Raw genomic sequence first — 19,489 nt, forward strand, 5'->3', positions numbered from 1 at the left:
GCCCTGTGTACGCTTGTTGCGGGAGGTCACCCAGCCCTTTGGGCTGCGCTGTCGAGCAAAGAACAAACGGCCAGTGCTGACCCTCTGTGGGCTTGCCCGCGATTGGGACAGCACCGGCAACCAAGCATCTCGCTCAATCGCGATAATCAGGCGCCACTCGTTCCAGCAACCGCAACAGCGCCTGCCACGCCAGGGTATTGCCATCAGGATCCGCCAGTTCACCTGCCTTCAACGGTCGCGCCGGCTCGTTGAACTGCCGCTCGGTGTGCACACATACTGCATGCGGCGGCACGATCACCTGCCCGGCCTGCAACGCCGCCAACTGGATTTCGCAGGCCTTCTCCAGGTAGTACATGCGCAGGAAGGCCTCGGCCACGGTGCTGCCGACGGTCAACAGGCCGTGGTTGCGCAAGATCATCACCGTGTGTTGCCCCAGGTCCGCCACCAGCCGCTGCTGCTCGTCCAGGTCCAGCGCGATCCCCTCGTAGGCGTGGTAGCCGACGCGGCCGTAGAACTCCATAGCGATCTGGTTGAGCGGTAGTAGCCCGCACTCCAGCGCAGCGACTGCGCAGCCAGCACGTGTATGGGTGTGCAGCACGCATTGCGCGTCCTCGCGGGCACCATGGATCGCACCATGAATGACGAAACCGGCCGGGTTGACCGGATAGGGCGAAGGCTCGACCGGGTTGCCCTGCAGGTCGATCTTCACCAGCTTCGAAGCGGTGATCTCATCGAACAGCAAGCCGTAGGGATTGATCAGGAAGTGGTGGTCCGGGCCAGGCAGGCGTACGGAGATATGGGTGAAGATCAGGTCGGTCATGCGAAAATGCGCGATCAGCCGGTAGCAGGCCGCCAGCTCCTGGCGCAGGGTCCGTTCGGTAGGGGTCATTGGCATTGTCCTGATGTGCGATCGATGGAGTCGCTGCGTCGCGAGAAGGGCACACAGCGCCCCCGGATATCAAACCATCACTTGCTGGCCCAGGCGTTGAACCGCTGCTCCAGCTCTTCGCCATGGTCGACCCAGAACGCCACGTCCATGGCCAGCGCGCCCTTGAGGTTCTCCGGCGAGGTCGGCACCCAGCTGGCCAGCCCCGGGTCGAGCTTGGCCGCGGCCTGGGTGTTGGTCGGGCCATAAGGGATCTGCTCGACGTAACGCACCTGGGTATCGGGTTGGTTGGCATAGGCGATCAGCCGCCGCGCCTGATCGACATGCCGGGAACCCTTGATGATCGCCCAGTAGTCCATGCCATACAGGCTGCCCGGCCAGACCACCGCCAGCGGGCTGCCCTGCTGGGCGGCCACGGCGATGCGGCCACTGTAGGTGGACGTCATCACCACATCGCCCGCGGCCAGCCACTGGGGCGGCTGGGCGCCGGCATCCCACCACTGGATGTACGGCTTGAGCTCGGTCAGCTTGGCGAAGGCGCGCTCGACACCCGCCGGGGTGGCCAATACCTTGTACACATCCTCGACCTTGACGCCATCGGCCAGCAAGGCGAACTCCAGGTTGTACACCGCGCGTTTGCGCAGGCCGCGCTTGCCGGGGTACTTCTTCACGTCCCAGAAGTCCGCCCAGGAGGTCGGCGCCTGGGCCAGCTTGTCACGGTCGTAGGCAATCGCCACGCTCCACACCAGCGCCGCCGAACCGCAATCCTGGGCCGCATCGGGTAACAGCTGCGAGGTACCGCCCAACTGCTGCCAGTCCAGGCGCTCGTAGATACCCTCGTCGCACCCGCGCATCAGGTCCGGGCCTTCGATCTGCACCACATCCCAATCGACATTCCCGGTATCGGCCATCACCTGGATGCGGGCCATCTCGCCGTTGTATTCGCTCTGGATCAGCTGGCTGCCGTCCTGGGCACTGAAAGGCTGGAAGATCGCCACATCCTGGGCTTTCTGACCTGCGCCACCATAGCCGACCACGACCATCTGCGGCGCCGCCTGCGCGCTACCCAGGCCTAGGGCCAACAGCAGTGCGCAAACGCCGGTCCTGCGGGGAAATGCATTCATCGCTGGTTCCTCCTGCCGGTGCCTGGCCGGTGCAGCCAAGGCCCTGCTTTCTTGTTGTTGTGAGGCGCCCCTGCATGAGGGGTCGATGGGAACGCTAGTCGCGCGCTAGTAAAAAAACAAGTTGATTTTTTACTTGCGCTACACTTTCATGGATAAAAACAACAACTCACCGGAGCTGCGCGCATGTCGACCGCCTTCGCCCACCTGTTCGAGCCGCTGCAGATCCGTGGCAAACGCCTGAAGAACCGCATCATGTCCACCGGGCATGACACTTGCCTGCCCACCCACAACCTGGTCAACGACAAGCTGGTCGCCTACCACCTCGCCCGCGCCGAGGGCGGGGCCGGCCTGATCGTGTTGCAAGTGGCCGGCGTACACGACAGCGCGCGCTATACCTCCCATGTGCTGATGGCCACCGACGATGCCTGCATCGAGGGCTACCGGCGCCTGGCAGAGGCCTGCCATGCGCACGGCACCGTGGTGCTGTCGCAGCTGTTCCACCCCGGCCGGGAGATCATGGAAACCGCCGATGGCATGTTGGCGGTGGCCTATTCGGCCTCGGCAGTGCCCAACGAACGCTTCCGAGTGATGCCCAGGGCGTTGGACCAAGCGATGATCGATGAGATCGTCCAGGGCTATGCCGACGCGGCCCGCCGCCTGCACCAGGCCGGCCTGGATGGCGTTGAGGTGGTGGCCAGCCACGGTTACTTGCCGGCGCAGTTCCTTAACCCGCGAGTCAATCGCCGTACCGACGGCTACAACGGTGACCTCGAGCAGCGCCTGCGCTTCGTGCGCGAGGTGCTGGCGGCGGTACGCGCGGCGACCGGCGAGGACTTCATCGTCGGCCTGCGCATCAGTGCCGACGAACGTGACCCCGAGGGCCTGACCGAGGACGAGTCGTTGCTGGCCGCCCAGGCCCTGCAAGGCGAGATCGACTACCTGCATATCGTCGCCGGCACCTCCGCATCGCTCGGCGGCGCCGTGCATATCGTCCCACCCATGGCCATCGAGCCGGCCTACCTGGCCCGCGAGGCCGGCACCTTCAAGGCGCGCCTGGACATCCCGCTGTTCGTCACCGGCCGCATCAACCAGCCCCAGGAGGCCGAACTGATCCTTGCCCGCGGCCAGGCCGATGTCTGCGGCATGACCCGGGCATTGATCTGCGACCCGCAGATGCCAATCAAGACCGAGCGTGGCCAAGTCGAGGACGTGCGTGCCTGCATCGCCTGCAACCAGGCCTGCATCGGCCACTTCCACCGCGGCCTGCCGATCTCCTGCATCCAGCGCCCGGAAACTGGCCGGGAATTGCAATACGGCACGCTGCAACGCACCACCGCGCCCAAACGGGTGATGGTCGCCGGCGGTGGCCCGGCCGGCATGAAGGCCGCCGCAGTAGCGGCCGCACGCGGCCATGAGGTGACCTTGTACGAGGCCGGCCCGCAGTTGGGCGGCCAGGTGCTGTTGGCTCAACTGCTGCCCCGGCGCAGCGAATTCGGAGGCGCCAGCACCAACCTGCAACGGGAGATGGAACTGGCTGGTGTGCGCGTGATGCGCAACACCCGGGTCGACCGCGCCCTGGTCGAACGCGAGCGCCCGGACCTGGTGATCGCCGCCACTGGAGCGACGCCCTACTGGCCTACATTCGAGCGCGACGGCCAGATGCAGGTGGTGGACGCCTGGCAGGTGCTGCGCAACCAGGCCACCCTGGGCCGTTCGGTGCTGGTGGTGGACTGGCGCAGCGACTGGATCGGCCCGGGCATCGCCGAGCGCCTGGTGCGCGAGGGGCACCAGGTGCAGTTGGCGGTCAACGGCACCCACTGCGGCGAAAGCCTGCCGCTGTACGTGCGCGACCAAATGGCCGGCGAGCTGCACCGCCTGGGTATTGCCATCACGCCGTATGCCCGCCTCTACGGCTGCGACGACAACACCGTCTACTTGCTGCACACCGCCAGCGGCGAGCCGATGATCTTCGAAGGCATCGACACCCTGGTGCTGTGCCTGGGCCACCAGCCCCAGGACACCCTGGCCGAAGAGCTGGCCGGGCTGGTTGAGGTCAGGCGCGTCGGCGACTGCCTGGCGCCCCGTACCGTCGAGGAGGCGATCCATGACGGGCTGACGGTTGCCTGGGCGCTCTGAGGCTGGTCATACTGCCGCTTTCCCGATGGATCGACGCGCAATGAGCGAGCAACCCTTGACGCCGACGCCCGCCGCCGAAGCAGGTGGCGCGGCCCCGCATTTTCTCGGCACACGCATCCGCGGCCTGCGCAAACGCCGCGGCATGACCCTGGCAGAGCTGGCCAAGCAGAGCGAACTGACCGCCGGCTACATCAGCCAGCTGGAGCGCAACCTCTCCTACCCGTCGATCCCAGCGCTGTTCAACATCGCCCGCAGCCTGGGCGTGACCATCCAGTGGTTCTTCGCCAGCGAAGCCAGCACCGCCCCTGAAGATCAAGGCTATGTGGTGCGCCGCAACAGCCGCCTGAGCGTGCATTACGAGGACGGCATCGTCGACCAGTTGCTCACGCCCCAGCCCAACCGCCAGCTGGAAATCCTCCACTCGCGCTTTCCACCTGGTACCTACAGCCAGGAGAGCTACAGCCATGAAGGCGAGGAAGCCGGGTACCTGCTGTCGGGCCGTTTCGAATTATGGGTGGGAGAGCGGTATTTCCAGCTGAACGAGGGCGACAGCTTCAGCTTCTCCAGCCAGGAACCGCACCGCTATGGCAACCCCGGGGACGAGGATGCCGTGGTGATCTGGGTGATCACGCCACCTACGTTCTAAACCCAATCGCGGGACGAGCCCGCTCTCATAGAACAACGCATAACTATATGCGTCCCCTATAGAAGCCGGGTTGCCCCGTGATGGGGCCGCACAGGCGGCCTGTCTGTCATCTTCCAGTCACCGCCCTGTCGTAATCTGCGGCCCAACGTCATGCCACAGGTTCCCAGGATGCCCCGCCTCCTTGCCTTGCTCTGCTGCCTGCTGCCCCTGCTGGCCCTGGCCGAACCCCTGCAGCTGCGCATTCAGGGCTCCAACACCATCGGCGCCACCCTGGCCCCGGCCCTGGTCCTGGGTCTGCTCGAGGCCCAAGGCGCCACCGCCATCGAGCGGGCACCGGGCGATCAGGCCAACGAAACCCGGATCCGCGCCATCAACGCCCAAGGCCAGCCCCTGCTCATCGACATCGCCGCCCACGGCTCCAGCACCGGTTTCGCCGCCCTGGGCAACGCCGAGGCCGACCTGGCTGCCGCCTCGCGCCCCATCACCGACAGCGAGGCCCAGCGCCTGCAGGCGGTGGGCGACCTGCGTGACAAGGCCTCGGAGCAGATCATCGGCCTGGATGGCGTGGCGGTGATCGTCCACCCTGGCAACCCCCTGTCGCAATTGACCATTACCCAACTGGCGCAGGTGTTTTCCGGCCAGGTACAGCGCTGGGAGCAGTTGGGCGTGGCCGGCGGCGCGATCCGCCTGTATACCCGCGATGACCGCTCCGGCACCTTCGAAACCTTCAAGGCCCTGGTGCTGGAGCCAGGCCACCACGGCCTGGCGCCCCAGGCCCAGCGTTTCGAATCCAGCGAAGCACTGGCCGAGCGGGTCAAGGCCGACCGCCAGGCCATAGGCTTCAGCTCCTTGACCGCCGTGCATGGCGCCAAGGTCCTGGCCATTGCCGAGGGTGACGCCCCGGCGCTGCTGCCGACCCGTGCCCGGGTAGCCAGCGAAGACTACCCGCTGTCGCGGCGCCTGTTCTTCTACCTGCCCGCCCACCCTGCCCCGCTGGCACGGGCCCTGGCCGAGTTCACCCAGAGCCCGGCGGGCCAGGCGATCGTCGCCCGGCAGGGCTTCGTCTCTCAGCAAGTCAAGGCCCTGCCGGTTCCCGCCCAGGCGGACATGCCCGCGCGCTACCGCACCCTGGCCAGCCAGGCCCAGCGCCTGACCGTCAGCTTCCGTTTCCAGGCCGGCAGCGCCAACCTCGACAACAAGGCCCTGCGCGATGTCCAGCGGGTCGCCGACTACCTGCGCCAGACCGGCAAGCTCGAGCGCAAGGTCGTGCTGGTCGGCTTTGGCGACCCCAAGGCAACGCCCGGGCGCGCCGCCCTGCTCTCGCGCCTGCGGGCCATGGCCGTGCGCCGCGCGCTGGCCCGCCATAGCGTCGAGGTGAAGGAGGTGACTGGCCTGGGTGACGAGTTGCCGGTGGCCGGCAACGATCAGCAAAAGGGACGTTTGCGAAACCAGCGGGTCGAAGTATGGGTGTATTGAAGCCTGGCCTTGCGGCGCAAAAAAATGTAACAGCCTGCCATTCGGCAGCGCCGGAAAACCGGACTAGGCTCAAACCCATGTGATACCGGGCCCCTCTGACGGCTGCCGAGCCGCCATGTCGGATCACTGTTGCCATGCAACGTCGACATTCAAGGAGGGGCTCATGACGGCTCTGCACACATTCCTCACCACCCCGTTCCTCGGTACCAGCGCCTGGTTGTGGCTGGTGTTCGTCGCCATCGTCATCGCCTTGCTGGTGCTGGACCTTGGCGTGCTGCACCGCAAAGACCGGGAAATCGAAATGCGCGAAAGCCTGCTGCTCTATGCGGGCTATTTCAGCGTGGGCGTATTGTTCGGGGTGTGGGTCTGGTACGAGCTCGGTGCTCAGTCGGCGCTGGAGTTCTACACCGGGTTCCTGGTAGAGCAGTCGCTGTCGATGGACAACGTGTTCGTCATGGCGATGATCTTCGGCTTCTTCGCCATTCCCCGCCGCTACCAGCACCGGGTGCTGTTCTGGGGCATCCTCGGCGTGGTCTTCCTGCGGGCGATCATGATCGGCGTGGGCGCGGCGCTGGTGCAACACTTCGCCTGGGTACTGTATCTGTTCGGCGCCTTCCTGCTGTTCACGGGGGTGAAGATGGCCCTGTCGAAGGAGGAAAGCCACCCCGACCTTGCCAACAACCCGGTGCTGCGCTTCGTGCGCCGGCACATGCGGGTGACCGAGCAAATCCACGGCCCGCATTTCTTCGTGCGCCTCACCCCGCCCGGCCACAGCACTGCCCTGCGCCATGCCACGCCCCTGTTCCTGGCCCTGGTACTGATCGAGCTGGCGGACCTGGTGTTCGCCGTGGACAGCGTGCCGGCCATCTTCGCCATCACTCAGGATCCGTTCATCGTCTACACCTCGAACATCTTCGCCATCCTCGGGCTGCGTTCGCTGTACTTCGCCCTCGCGGCGCTGATGCATCGCTTCGTCTACCTCAAGTACGCCCTGGCGTTGGTACTGATCTTCATCGGCTGCAAGATCTTCTACCACGGCATGGTGGGCAAGGTACCGGCGTTGCTGTCGCTGGGCGTGACGTTCGGGTTGCTGCTCGGCGGGGTGTTGCTGTCGCTGTTCAAGACCCGCAGCGCTCATGACGATCAGCCAGCGCCGTCGGCACAAGGCGGCGACGCGAAGCCGCCAAGACAGACCGATACCCAGGCGCCGCGCAAAGAAAAAACCAGCGCGCCCTGAGGCGGCCTTGGAACCCCCTTTGCGCAATAGTCGCGCATGGGGCTGCTACGCAGCCACAGCAAGCTCCGCGGTCGAGCAGGCAACTCACTCCCCGCCCCGCAGCATCTCCCTGGGCACATACTTGCCGATCTCGTACTTGCCGACAGCCGCCCGGTGCACTTCGTCCGGCCCATCAGCCAGGCGTAAGGTGCGCTGCATGGCGTACATGTACGCCAGCGGGAAATCGCCGCTGACCCCTGCCCCACCATGCATCTGAATCGCCCGGTCGATTACCTTCAACGCCACGTTCGGTGCCACCACCTTGATCTGCGCGATCTCGCTGCGGGCCACCTTGTTGCCGACAGTGTCCATCATGTAGGCGGCCTTGAGCGTGAGCAGCCGCGCCATGTCGATCTCCATGCGCGAATCGGCGATCTTGTCGATGTTGCCGCCCAGCCGCGCCAACGGCCGGCCGAAGGCGGTGCGCGCCACCGAGCGCTTGCACATCAGCTCCAGGGCCCGCTCGGCCATGCCGATCGAGCGCATGCAGTGGTGAATGCGGCCAGGCCCAAGCCGTCCCTGGGCGATCTCGAAACCACGGCCTTCGCCTAGGATCACGTTCTCGTAAGGCACCCGCACCTGCTCGAACAGGACCTCGGCGTGGCCATGGGGTGCATCGTCATAGCCGAACACCGGCAGCGGGCGGACGATCCTCACCCCGGGGGCATCGGTGGGCACCAGGATCATGGAGTGCTGCTGGTGGCGTGGCCCGTCCGGGTTGGACAGGCCCATGAAGATCATCACCTTGCAACGTGGGTCGCAGGCTCCGGAGGTCCACCACTTGCGCCCATTGATGACCCACTCGTCGCCATCACGCACCGCGGTGGCCGCCATGTTGGTGGCATCCGAGGAAGCCACGTCCGGCTCGGTCATGGCGAACGCCGAGCGGATCTCGCCGCGCAGCAGCGGCTCCAGCCACTGGCGCTTCTGCGCCTCGCTGCCGTAGCGCACCAGCACTTCCATGTTGCCGGTGTCCGGTGCTGAACAATTGAACGGTTCGGGCCCCAGCAACGAACGGCCCATGATCTCAGCCAGCGGCGCATATTCCAGGTTCGACAGGCCCGCACCGTACGCCGACTCAGGCAGGAACAAGTTCCACAGCCCCTCGGCGCGGGCCTTGGCCTTGAGCTGCTCCATGATCGCGGTGGGCTGCCAGCGGTCGCCCTCGGCGACCTGGCGCTCGAACACCGGCTCGGCGGGGTAGACATGAGCGTCCATGAACGCAGTAACACGCTCGCGCAATGCCTGGACCTTGGGCGAATAGGCGAAATCCATCGGGGCTACCTTCACGGGCTGGAGAACATAGGCCTGAGCCTAGAGCAACAGCCTGTCATCCACCTAGTCTATTTTCAGCGTGTATAAACATTCATAACCAATATATGATCGCCCCATAACACCAACAAAGAGCGCCGCCATGAACCTCAGCAAGGTCGACCTCAACCTGTTCATCGTTTTCGATGCCATCTACACCGAAGCCAACCTGACCCGCGCCGGGCAAATCGTCGGCATCACCCAGCCGGCGGTGTCCAATGCCCTGTCGCGCCTGCGCGAGACCTTCAACGACCCGCTATTCGTGCGCACCGCCCAGGGCATGGTGCCTACGCCCATGGCCCAGAACATCATCGGCCCGGTGCGTAACGCCCTCGCCCTACTGCGCACCTCGGTGCAGGAAAGCCGCGTGTTCAACCCTCAGCAGGCCACCAAGACCTTCCGCATCAGCATGACCGACCTCACCGAGGCGGTGATCCTGCCCCCCTTGTTCCAGCGCCTGCGTCGCCTCGCCCCTGCCCTGATGATCGAAAGCTTCCTGTGCAAGCGCCGCGAGACCACCAAGGAACTGGCCGCCGGCCGCCTGGATTTCGCCGTGGACGCGCCGCTGAACACCGACCCACAGGTGCGCCACGTCAAGCTCATGCAGGACCGCTTCGTCTGCGCCTTGCGCCCGGGCCATCCCTTGGCCGAAGGCAAGCTGACCCTGGACCACTACCTGGCCATGACCCATATCCATATCTCCAGCCGCCGCAACGGCCTGGGCTACGTCGATCTGGCCCTGGGCAAGATGGGCGTGCAACGCAAGATCGCCCTGCGCTCGCAGCACTACCTGATGGCCTCGCAGGTATTGCAGCAGACCGACATGGTGATGACCGTGCCTGAGCGCTTCGCCCGCCGGCACCAGTTGCGTCACCTGCCACTGCCGGTGGAAGTACCACCGCTGGAAACCCATCTGTATTGGCACGAGAGCACCGACCAGGACCCGGCCAACCGCTGGATGCGCGAGCAGATCACCGAGCTGTGCGACCGGGTACTGGCGGAGGAAGAAGCCGCCCCCGAACCTGCTTGATCCAGTCGACGGCTGGGGTTCTTGCCGCAACAACCACAAATCCTTTCTATTTAATCCGTTACACTTAGAAAAATTTTCCCCCATGGGCAACACAAGGCGCTCACAAGGCAAAAAACGTTTCCGCCGTGCTAGCTACGATGGCTCCATCGATCGCCACTGTCAGGCGACAAGCACGGACTCGCCAATATGCCTAGCGCCCCGCTCTACTTCGATTATGCCGCCACCACCCCTGTCGACGCCCGGGTCATCGAGGCCATGGTCACCTGCCTCGGGCAGGACGGCCATTTCGGCAACCCGGCCTCCAGCGGCCACGCCTACGGCCAGGCCGCCCGCGAGCTGGTGGAGCAGGCCCGTCGCCAGGTAGCCGAACGGGTGGGCGCGGAACCGGCCGAGCTGGTCTGGACCTCCGGTGCCACCGAATCCAACAACCTGGCGCTCAAGGGCATCGCACAGGGTGCCGAGCAACCGGGCCATCTGATCACCAGCCAGCTCGAGCACAAGGCGGTGCTCGATACCGCGACCGAACTGGAGCGCCTGGGCTGGGCGGTCACGCGCCTGGCGCCGGACAACGCCGGGCTGATCCAGCCAGAGGCGGTGCAGGCGGCATTGCGCCCCAACACCCGCCTGGTGTCGCTGATGGCGGTCAATAATGAACTGGGCACGGTCACCGACTTCGCTGCCATCGGCGAACGGGTACGGGCCCATGGCGCGCTCCTGCATGTCGACGCCGCCCAGGCCGTGGGCAAGGTGACGATCGACCTGGCTCGCCAAGCGGTGGACCTGATGTCGTTTTCGGCGCACAAGGCCTACGGCCCCAAAGGCATCGGCGCGCTGTATGTCGGCCCTCGGGCCCGCGCGCTGCTGCACGCGCAGATGCATGGTGGTGGCCATGAGCGTGGTCTGCGCTCCGGCACCCTGGCCACCCACCAGATCGTCGGCATGGGCAGCGCCTTCGCCCTGGCCGGTGCGCCTGGTGACAGCGAGCACCAGCGTATCCAGCGGCTCAGCGAGCGCCTGCGCCAAGGGCTTCTGGCCCTGCCGGGGGTCAGCCTCAATGGCTGCGCTGAGCAACGCATTCCCCACACGTTGAACCTGTGCATCGACGCCAAGGGCTTCAACAGCGCCTCGCTGGCAAGCGAGTTGGCCGTGTCCTCGACCTCGGCCTGCAACTCGGCGGCCAACGCCGCCTCCCATGTGCTGCTGGCCCTGGGGCTGGACCAAGCGCGGGCGCGCAAGTGCGTGCGGATCAGCCTGGGGCGCTTTACCCGCGAGGACGAGGTCGACAAGGCCATCGAGGTAGTTGGCCGTGCGGTCACAGCGGCTTCGGCTGCGTTGTGGTGAGATTGGGGCAGGCCTTGAGGTGGGTGGTGATTGTGAGACCGAGCGCCGCGCGGGCGGCGCTCGGTCTCACAGGCACCAAAGCCAGTATGCCGAACGCCTTGAACTCTTCCGCCCTCCAGTGGCTCAACTGCCATGCGCACACTCGCCAGCAGACAGGAGCCCCTCGTGCCCCACCTCCAGACCGGACGCACCTACCATACCGATATCCCCGCCCGCCTCGACCGCCTGCCCTGGACCCGCTTCCACACCTTGCTGGTCCTGGCCCTTGGCATCACCTGGCTGCTCGATGGCCTGGAGGTGACCCTGGCAGGCTCGGTGTCCGGCGCGCTCAAGGACAGCCCGGCGCTGCAGATGAGCAACACCGAAATCGGCCTGGCCGGCGCCAGCTACATCGCCGGCGCGGTGCTCGGTGCCCTGCTCTTCGGCTGGCTGACCGACCGCCTGGGCCGGCGCAGGCTGTTCTTCGTCACCCTGTTCCTGTACATAGGCGCCACGGCGGCGACGGCGTTTTCATGGAACCTGTGGAGCTTCCTGCTATTTCGCTTTCTCACCGGCGCCGGCATCGGCGGCGAATACACCGCGATCAATTCGACCATCCAGGAATTCACCCCGGCCCGCTGTCGCGGCTGGGTGGACCTGACCATCAACGGCACCTTCTGGCTGGGCGCCGCCCTTGGCGCGGTGGGATCGGTGGTTTTGCTCGACCCGGCGCTGGTGGGCGGCGAGCTGGGCTGGCGCCTGTGCTTCGGCATCGGTGCGGTGCTGGGCCTGGCGATCCTGCTGATGCGCCTGTGGATCCCGGAGAGCCCACGCTGGCTGCTGATCCATAACCAGCCGGAACAGGCCGAACGTATCGTCGCCGCCATCGAGCGCCAGTACCGCCTGCGGGGCATCGCACTACCCGCCGTCGATGGCCCACCCATACGCCTGCATGCCCGCGGCCATACACCGCTGGGCGAGGTGTGGCGCTGCCTGTTCGGCATTCATCGGCGCCGTGCGCTGGTCGGCCTGACCCTGCTCAGCGCCCAGGCGTTCTTCTACAACGCCATCTTCTTCACCTATGCGCTGGTGCTCACCGACTTTTATGGGATCCCATCCGAGCGCATCGGCTGGTACGTGCTGCCCTTCGCCCTGGGCAATTTCTGCGGGCCTTTGCTGCTGGGCAGGCTGTTCGATGTGTGGGGGCGGCGGCTGATGATCAGTACCACATACCTGGTGTCCGGCGTGCTTCTGGGCATCAGCGGGTACCTGTTCCAGCAACAGCTGCTCGACGTCACCCAGCAGACGCTGGCCTGGATGGTGATCTTTTTCTTCGCCTCCGCCGCGGCAAGTTCCGCCTACCTGACCGTGGCCGAAACCTTCCCGCTGGAGATCCGCGCCCTGGCCATCGCGGTGTTCTACGCCTTCGGCACGGGCTTGGGCGGGCTGGTCGGGCCGATGTTGTTCGGTGCCCTGATCGAGACGGGTGAACGCACGAACGTGCTGTATGGCTACCTGATCGGTGCCGGCTTGATGGTCCTGGCCGCACTGGTGCAGGCACGATGGGGGACGGCGGCGGAGCGCAAGTCGCTTGAACATGTGGCGCGCCCGCTGTCCCAGGCGCAGGAAGAGTAACCGGCCAGGTGCAACGGCAACTGGCCGGTCTTCATGCAACGATCGGCGGCGCCCTCAGAGGAAGGTGAACACCTGCGACGCCGGCAGGCGCGATTTGCTGAGCCCAGCGTTGAAGTCGTCCTCGCTGCGGTAGCCCAGGCTCAGCACCACCACGCTGGTGAAGCCTTGCTCACGCAGGCCCAGCTCGGCGTCCAGCGCCTTGCTGTCGAAGCCTTCGATGGGAGTGGCGTCCAGGCCATGGGCAGCGGCGCCGAGCAGCGCGGTGCCGAACGCCAGGTAGGTCTGTTTCTCCATCCAGTGCTGCAGGTCCTTCTGGTCGAAGCGGTGCAGATTGACGTAGCCGCGACGGGTCTGGTCCTGGCCGGCTTTGGCCTGCTCGGTCGGGAAACGCCCATCGGCGGCTTCCTGGGCCAGTACCGCCTCCAGGTGCGCTTCGGTCATGTCGGTACGGGCGGCGAAGACGATCACGTGGGATGCGTTGAGGATTTTCGGCGTGTTGTAGGCAAAGGCCTCGGTGGCCTTGGCGATACGTGCCTTGCCTTCAGCGCTGTCGGCCACCACGAAGTGCCAAGGCTGGGAGTTGACCGAGGACGGGCTGTGGCGCAGCTGCTCGAGCAGCGCATCGATGGTCGCCTGGGGAATGCGACGGCTGGCATCGTAGGCTTTGGTGGTGTAACGGCGCTTGGCCAGGGCAACGGTATCCATCAGGGAAACTCCTCAGGGGAACGGAATGTGCGGGCATCTTATCTTTCCTGGGAAAAAGAAAAAGCGGCACAATGCAGCAACACTTTCATCCCTGGAGTGAAAATGCTGCGCATCACCGATCTCGAACTGTTCGTGCGCAGCAGCGCGCTGGGCAGTTTCACCGCTGCGGCCCTAGAGGCAGGCGTGTTGCCTGGCCAGGTGGCCGCGGCGATCAAGCGCCTGGAACGCGAGCTGGACGTACGCCTGTTCGCCCGCACCACCCGCAGCCTGCGCCTGACCGCCGAAGGCGAACTGTACCTGCCCACGGCCCACAGCGTGCTCGACACCCTGCGCCAGGGCCGAGACAACCTGCACGGTGCCCACAGCACCCTGCGCGGTGTGCTGCAGGTGTCGGCACCCTCGGACTTGGGGCGCAATATCCTGCTGCCCTGGCTCAGCGCCTTTCGCCGCGAGCACCCGGACCTGAGCCTGCGCTTCTTTCTCTCCGACCAGATCGCCGACTTCGCCCGTGACCCGGTGGACGTGGCCATCCGCTATGGCCTGAACCAGGATGCCAACTACATCGCCCTGCCCCTGGCACCGTGGAACCGCCGGGTCCTGGTGGCTTCGCCCGGCTACCTGGCGCGCCACGGCCGGCCGCGCACACTCGATGAACTGCAAGAGCACGCATGCCTTCTGTACCTGCAGATGGGCCGGGTGTACGACAGGTGGCGCCTGGGCAACCGCAGCGTGCAGGTGCGCGGCCCTTTGTTCAGCGATGACGCCGATGTGGTGCGGCGCTGGGCCCTGGAAGGCGAAGGGATCGTCTACAAGTCGTGGCTGGATGTCAGTGGCAACGTGGCCGCAGGCGAGCTGGAAGTGCTGCTGCCCGAGCACCTTGGCGAACCGACGCCGGTGACGCTGGTATGCCCGCACCGCAAGCAGCTGTCACCTGCCGTGTCGCAGCTGCACCTGTGGCTGCGCGAGCGTTTCGCCGCACTGCAGCCACCCGGTGCTTTCCATAGCCTGCAACGATGAAGTTTCAGGCCTGCTGCTTGCCCAGGGCTTCACGGAAGCGCGCAGTGCTGGCCGCCGCCAGCACCAGGCCGACCACCGCGACAACGCCGCCCACCAGGCCGATATAGGCCACCTCCAGCTGGCTGCTGACGATACTGCCCAACAGCGCACCGCCGCCGATGCCGATGTTGTAGATCCCCGAGAACAGCGCCATCGCCACATCGGTGGCATCCGAGGCGAGCTTGAGGGTCTTCGATTGCAGCGACAGACTGAAGCTCAGGATCGCCACCCCCCAGACCATGCTCAAGGCGGCGAACACATAGAAGTTGCCCGACAACGGCAACAGCAGCAGCAAGCAAGACGCCAGCGCTGCGATCGCTGCCACCAGGAAGCCATGGGGGAAGCGATCGCTGTAGCGGCTGAACAGCAGCGAGCCGAATACACCCGCGCCACCGAACAGCAACAGCAGCAACGTGGTGCGCTCGCCACCGATCTGCGCCACGTGCAGGGCGAACGGTTCGATGTAGCTGTAGGCGGTGAATTGCGCGGTGATCACCAAGGTCACCAGCAGGTAGGTGATGACCAGCGCCGGGCGCTTGAACAGGATCGGCAAGCTGCGCAGGGAGCCGGAATTCTGGCTGGGCAACAGCGGCAGCGATTTCATCAGGCAGAGCATGGTCGCCAGCGCCACACCGGCGATGCTCAGGAACGTCACGCGCCAGCCCAGAGCCTCGCCCACCACCCGCCCCAGGGGGATGCCCATGACCATCGCCAAGGTCGTGCCGGTGGCCAGCAAACCCAGGGCCTTGGCCTGTTGCCCGGGTGGCGCCACGCGCACCGCCAGCGAGGCAGTGATGGCCCAGAACACCGCATGGGACAGGGCAATGCCGATACGGCTGACCAGCAGCATGGCGAAACTCTGGGACAGCCATGACAGCAGGTGGCTGACAATGAACACCAGGAACACGAACAGCAGCAGCCGACGGCGCTCGATGTTGCGGGTCAGCAGCATCATCGGCAACGACGCCAGGGCCACTACCCAGGCGTAGATGGTCAGCATCAGGCCGACCTGGGCGGTGGTCATGTCGAAGCTGCGGCCGATATCGCTCAGCAGGGCCACCGGGACGAACTCGGTGGTATTGAAGATGAAGGCCGCCAGGGCCAGGGCGACGACACTCAGCCAGCTCCCGGTACCGGCGGTTGGCGGCAGAACATTAGGGGTAGGTCCGTTCATGGAAGGGTTGTTGATCTCCGAAGACAAGGCGATAGGCCGCCCACCACCTGCCCAGGTTCAAGGCCGGTGACGCACGGTTTTTTATTGGAAGGAATGCCCGCATGGTACGCATCGCGCCTGGGCCTCACAACCCGTGACGGGGGAGGATCACTGCCGTGCGACCATGGCAATGATAGTGGCCTGTAATTCCCGTTTTGCCGCCCCAGGCTCCAGTTCGCCGGCCGCAGCTGCCAGGGACAACGCATCCGCCGCCCCCACCAGTACCCTCAGCCCAGCTGTGCCAACCGTGCCCGTCGGCGCAAACGGCGCCAGCGCCTGGCGGCATTTTTCCAGGAAGGGCCCTTCATAGGCCCGCTTGAGCGACTCCAGCTCAGGCGAGCCGGCCAGTGCGGCGCTGACCCCGGGGATCTCCCGCCCCTGGCTCATCACGCAATCCACATAGGCCGCGGCGATCACCCCGGCACGCCCCTCGAGGGTTGCCTCGCCGGCAGTCAGGGCAGCCTCTAGCATGGCGGTCTGGCGTGCGTCGTACTCCTCGTACAAAGCCGCGAGCAGCCCGGTACGGGTTTCGAAATGGTCATAGACCACCGGCTTGGTCACACCAGCCTGCTCGGCCAGGCGGCCCAGGCTCAGGGCATCGGTGCCCTCCTCGCGCACCAGCTGCCAGGCCATGTCGAGCAATTGACGGCGGCGATCTTCCCGGGACAGGCGTTTGCGCGGTGGGTGTTTTTCGGTGCTTGACATCGGCTACCTACCAAAAGTAACTTACCAATCGTAACTTACTGCGAGTATATAGCGCTCGCCCCAACTGCGCATCCCCCATCTGGAGCGTCGCCATGCATGCCTTGATCGTCATCGGTCATCACGACCCCGAATCTCTCACTCACGCCCTTGCCCATCAAGTCGCCGAGGGCCTGGCCAGCGCTGGGCACAGCAGCGAATTCGCTGACCTCGCCCGGGAAGGCTTTGACCCCCGCTTCGGTCTGGCCGACCATGCAGTACACCGCCGCCAGGCCAGGCCACCTGCCGATGTGCTGGCCGAGCAGGCGCGCATCGAGCGGGCCGATACGCTGGTGCTGGTCTACCCGATCTACTGGTGGTCCATGCCGGCCCTGCTCAAGGGCTGGGTGGAGCGGGTGTTCAGCAATGGCTGGGCATTCGACTACCAGGTAAACGGCCCCATGACCAAGAAACTGCGCGGCCTTACCGTGCACCTGGTGGGCGTTGCCGGTGCCGACGCAGCTACCTTCGAGCGCCACGGCTACGGCGAAGCGATGCGCGTGCAGATCGAGCACGGCATCTTCGACTACTGCGGCGCACAGGTATTGAGTTCGACCCTGCTAGCTGACAGCGAGGGGGTGGATCCTGCGCCGTATCTACGCCAGGCCCGTGCATTGGGTGCCCAGCTGTTCGTTACCGCCGAGGCGCTGCCGGCCTGACGGTCAATTTGCCAGGGGCCACTCGGCCAACGGCCAGTAGCGCCCCTTGCGCGATTCGTAGAGGGTGAAATGCCGGGCGGCGAGGAAAAATTCCGGCGCCGCCGCAGCTTCCGGCACCTGGGCGCGATAGTCGCGAGAGAGGGTCAGGTGCGGCCGGTATTCACGGGCCTGCGGGGCGATGCCCAACGGCAGCATGGCCTGCTCCAGGGCATAGACCAGCCGGCGCAAGGCCGGTGGCGTGTGCTGCGGCTCCAGCACCAGCACATTGGCCCTTGGCCATACCTGCAGGCGGTCCAAGGCCAGGCGCAACGGTGTTTCGGGGCCCTTGAGGCTGTTGACGGCCGCGCACAGCGCCGGCACCTGGGCCGCGTCCACGTCCCCCAGGAACAGCAAGGTCAGGTGAAAGTTTTCCGCCGGCACCGGCTTGCCGTTGCGCAAGCCCAGCCCTCGACGCCACAGCGCCATCGCCCGGCGCTGGGCGTCGGCCACCGGCAAGGCGAAGAACAACCGCTTGAAGGGTTGCCCGGTTTCCCGTTCATCCACTGGCATTGGCAGGCGTCCTGTTGCGAGGGGCATGGCTGCATCATCGCACAGGCACGCCTGACCCTCACCCCTCATGACCGGCACCACCTCGTACCAATGTCTGCCTGGCAATCTGAGATTAATCCTACAAAGCGCCACCATGATTGTTTATGCTGGCGGGCTCAAGCCATGACGCGTGGCCATTTCGACAAGCATCCGTCCATGAAAATCGCACTCGTACTGATCTTCGCCCTCTCGATCGCCTATGTTCACCTGCGCGGTCGGGTTCGCCATAAATTGACCCGCCAGCTGGGCGACCACTCCAGCTTCCTCGCCCCGGTCAACGCCTTCCTGTACCTGTTCTCCAGGCACCCGGCCAAGCCCTACCTGCCGGTGGAGGCGTTCCCGGAACTGCAGCCGCTGAAGGATCACTGGCAGGAAATCCGCGAGGAAGCCCAGCAGTTGCTGCACGTGGGTGAAATCAAGAAATCCGACAACTATGACGACGTTGGTTTCAACTCGTTCTTCAAGACCGGCTGGAAGCGCTTCTACCTGAAGTGGTACGGCGAGAGCCACCCTTCGGCCATGAAGCTGTGCCCGCGCACCACCGAGCTGCTGCAGGGCATCGGCACGGTCAAGGCGGCCATGTTCGCCACCCTGCCGCCGGGCGCCAAGCTGGTGCGCCATCGTGACCCCTATGCCGGCTCCTACCGCTACCACCTGGGCCTGGACACACCCAACGACGACGGCTGCTACATCGATGTCGACGGCCAGAAGTACTCCTGGCGCGACGGCGAGGCAGTAGTGTTCGACGAGACCTACATCCACTACGCCGCCAACACCACCGAGCACAACCGCATCATCCTGTTCTGCGACGTGGAGCGCCCGCTCAAGTACCGCTGGGCGACCGCCTTCAACCGCTGGTTCAGCCGCAACGTCATGGCCGCCGCCGCCGCGCCCAACGATGCCAACGACAAGACCGGCGGCATCAACCGTCTGTTCACCCGCATCTACAAGATTCGCGAGCGCGGCAAGGCGATGAAGAAGCGCAACCGTACCCGCTACTACCTGGAGAAGTGGGCTGTCGTCGCGGCACTGGTACTGTTCTTCATCTACATCTGAGATCGCGGGGCCTTGGATCCAGCGCGATCGGCGTGGGGGTGGCGCCCCCCTGTAGGAGCGGGCTTGTCCCGCGATTGGGCCGGGCCGGATATCACCGTCGCCTGGCAAGGGCTTCGCGCGTGATCGCCGGGCAAGCCCGCACAGCACCGCAGCCCATCGGGCTGCGTAATCCCCCATCACGATCTTCGACTAGCCTGAAAGCTCCTGTTGCCAACCTCTTGAGGTGAACGCGATGAGCATGATGGACTGGGACGCCTACCGTAAGCAGTTGATGGCCGGCATCGGCGATCTCAAGCAATTGTCCCCCGACACCGTGGCCGGCTACATGACAGCCAGCGGTGCCGGGGCCAAGACCAATCACCTGGATGCCAAAACCCGCGAACTGATCTCCCTGGCCGTGGCTGTGACCACCCGCTGCGATGGCTGCATCGCCGTGCACTCCCAGCAAGCGGTCAAGCAAGGCGCCACCCGTGAGGAAATCGCCGAGGCCCTCGGTGTGGCCGTGGCGATGAATGCGGGCGCCGCGCTGGTGTACTCGGCCCGCGTCATGGATGCGGTGGGCAAGGCCGGCAGTTGAGCGAACGACGCCGCCGCTCTTGCGCGACGGCGCCACGCCACCCAGACTTGGCGG

The 19,489-nt window shown here is 65.5% G+C and carries 18 protein-coding genes; 11 read left to right on the plus strand and 7 right to left on the minus strand.

Features of this window, described 5'->3' with window-relative positions:
* Window positions 1-133: 133 nt before the first annotated feature.
* Both IRZ56_RS19580 and IRZ56_RS19585 read right to left on the minus strand, forming a co-directional pair.
* On the minus strand, window positions 134-895 hold the full coding sequence (locus tag IRZ56_RS19580; protein WP_268868151.1) for a class II aldolase/adducin family protein: 762 nt from the start codon (window positions 893-895) through the stop codon (window positions 134-136).
* 71 nt (window positions 896-966) lie between these two features.
* Complete coding sequence (locus IRZ56_RS19585) at window positions 967-2,010, minus strand: ABC transporter substrate-binding protein (RefSeq protein WP_196146452.1); 1,044 nt, start codon at window positions 2,008-2,010, stop codon at window positions 967-969.
* A gap of 183 nt (window positions 2,011-2,193) precedes the next feature.
* Between IRZ56_RS19585 and IRZ56_RS19590 the strand changes: the two genes are divergently transcribed.
* The 4 genes from IRZ56_RS19590 (at window position 2,194) to IRZ56_RS19605 (ending at window position 7,505) form a co-directional block, all read left to right on the plus strand.
* Window positions 2,194-4,146, plus strand: a complete 1,953-nt coding sequence (locus IRZ56_RS19590; protein ID WP_196146453.1) for an FAD-dependent oxidoreductase — start codon at window positions 2,194-2,196, stop codon at window positions 4,144-4,146.
* A gap of 40 nt (window positions 4,147-4,186) precedes the next feature.
* Window positions 4,187-4,792, plus strand: coding sequence for a cupin domain-containing protein (locus IRZ56_RS19595; RefSeq protein ID WP_196146454.1), 606 nt, complete (start codon window positions 4,187-4,189; stop codon window positions 4,790-4,792).
* A 168-nt stretch (window positions 4,793-4,960) separates the two neighbouring features.
* Entirely contained in the window at window positions 4,961-6,268 is a 1,308-nt protein-coding gene (locus IRZ56_RS19600; protein WP_196146455.1) for a substrate-binding domain-containing protein, read from the plus strand.
* A 163-nt stretch (window positions 6,269-6,431) separates the two neighbouring features.
* Window positions 6,432-7,505, plus strand: coding sequence for a TerC family protein (locus tag IRZ56_RS19605; protein WP_230390459.1), 1,074 nt, complete (start codon window positions 6,432-6,434; stop codon window positions 7,503-7,505).
* An 84-nt stretch (window positions 7,506-7,589) separates the two neighbouring features.
* Here IRZ56_RS19605 and IRZ56_RS19610 read toward each other — a convergent pair whose 3' ends face one another.
* Window positions 7,590-8,819: an acyl-CoA dehydrogenase gene (locus IRZ56_RS19610; RefSeq protein ID WP_196146456.1), complete on the minus strand. Its 1,230-nt coding sequence runs from the start codon at window positions 8,817-8,819 to the stop codon at window positions 7,590-7,592.
* A 139-nt stretch (window positions 8,820-8,958) separates the two neighbouring features.
* On the opposite strand from IRZ56_RS19610, the gene IRZ56_RS19615 reads away from it, so the two are divergent.
* The 3 genes from IRZ56_RS19615 to IRZ56_RS19625 all read left to right on the plus strand — a co-directional run bounded on the left by IRZ56_RS19615 (window position 8,959) and on the right by IRZ56_RS19625 (window position 12,840).
* A complete protein-coding gene (locus IRZ56_RS19615; RefSeq protein ID WP_196146457.1) occupies window positions 8,959-9,885 on the plus strand; it encodes a LysR family transcriptional regulator in 927 nt (308 codons plus the stop codon).
* 186 nt (window positions 9,886-10,071) lie between these two features.
* Window positions 10,072-11,226 carry an aminotransferase class V-fold PLP-dependent enzyme gene (locus tag IRZ56_RS19620; RefSeq protein WP_196146458.1) on the plus strand — a complete coding sequence of 385 codons (1,155 nt, stop codon included), beginning with the start codon at window positions 10,072-10,074 and terminating at the stop codon, window positions 11,224-11,226.
* A 165-nt stretch (window positions 11,227-11,391) separates the two neighbouring features.
* A complete protein-coding gene (locus IRZ56_RS19625; RefSeq protein WP_328311906.1) occupies window positions 11,392-12,840 on the plus strand; it encodes an MFS transporter in 1,449 nt (482 codons plus the stop codon).
* A gap of 54 nt (window positions 12,841-12,894) precedes the next feature.
* Here IRZ56_RS19625 and nfsB read toward each other — a convergent pair whose 3' ends face one another.
* Window positions 12,895-13,545 (minus strand): oxygen-insensitive NAD(P)H nitroreductase, encoded by a 651-nt coding sequence (nfsB, locus tag IRZ56_RS19630; RefSeq protein ID WP_196146460.1) that lies wholly within the window; start codon window positions 13,543-13,545, stop codon window positions 12,895-12,897.
* A gap of 102 nt (window positions 13,546-13,647) precedes the next feature.
* On the opposite strand from nfsB, the gene IRZ56_RS19635 reads away from it, so the two are divergent.
* Window positions 13,648-14,562, plus strand: coding sequence for a LysR family transcriptional regulator (locus tag IRZ56_RS19635; RefSeq protein WP_196146461.1), 915 nt, complete (start codon window positions 13,648-13,650; stop codon window positions 14,560-14,562).
* Window positions 14,563-14,566: 4 nt separating this feature from the next.
* Here IRZ56_RS19635 and IRZ56_RS19640 read toward each other — a convergent pair whose 3' ends face one another.
* Window positions 14,567-15,775: a sugar transporter gene (locus tag IRZ56_RS19640; protein ID WP_196146462.1), complete on the minus strand. Its 1,209-nt coding sequence runs from the start codon at window positions 15,773-15,775 to the stop codon at window positions 14,567-14,569.
* A gap of 147 nt (window positions 15,776-15,922) precedes the next feature.
* Window positions 15,923-16,519, minus strand: coding sequence for a TetR/AcrR family transcriptional regulator (locus IRZ56_RS19645; RefSeq protein WP_196146463.1), 597 nt, complete (start codon window positions 16,517-16,519; stop codon window positions 15,923-15,925).
* A gap of 92 nt (window positions 16,520-16,611) precedes the next feature.
* Between IRZ56_RS19645 and IRZ56_RS19650 the strand changes: the two genes are divergently transcribed.
* On the plus strand, window positions 16,612-17,214 hold the full coding sequence (locus IRZ56_RS19650) for an NAD(P)H-dependent oxidoreductase (protein ID WP_196146464.1): 603 nt from the start codon (window positions 16,612-16,614) through the stop codon (window positions 17,212-17,214).
* 3 nt (window positions 17,215-17,217) lie between these two features.
* Here IRZ56_RS19650 and thpR read toward each other — a convergent pair whose 3' ends face one another.
* A complete protein-coding gene (gene thpR / locus IRZ56_RS19655) occupies window positions 17,218-17,763 on the minus strand; it encodes an RNA 2',3'-cyclic phosphodiesterase (protein WP_196146465.1) in 546 nt (181 codons plus the stop codon).
* A 195-nt stretch (window positions 17,764-17,958) separates the two neighbouring features.
* Between thpR and lpxO the strand changes: the two genes are divergently transcribed.
* Both lpxO and IRZ56_RS19665 read left to right on the plus strand, forming a co-directional pair.
* On the plus strand, window positions 17,959-18,858 hold the full coding sequence (gene lpxO / locus IRZ56_RS19660; protein WP_196146466.1) for a lipid A hydroxylase LpxO: 900 nt from the start codon (window positions 17,959-17,961) through the stop codon (window positions 18,856-18,858).
* Window positions 18,859-19,090: 232 nt separating this feature from the next.
* The gene (locus IRZ56_RS19665) at window positions 19,091-19,435 is read left to right on the plus strand and encodes a carboxymuconolactone decarboxylase family protein (RefSeq protein WP_196146467.1); all 345 of its coding nucleotides are present in this window, start codon (window positions 19,091-19,093) and stop codon (window positions 19,433-19,435) included.
* The last annotated feature ends 54 nt before the right edge of the window (window positions 19,436-19,489 follow it).

This window comes from Pseudomonas guariconensis (genome assembly GCF_015680235.1).
Classification (GTDB): Bacteria; Pseudomonadota; Gammaproteobacteria; order Pseudomonadales; family Pseudomonadaceae; genus Aquipseudomonas; species Aquipseudomonas guariconensis_A.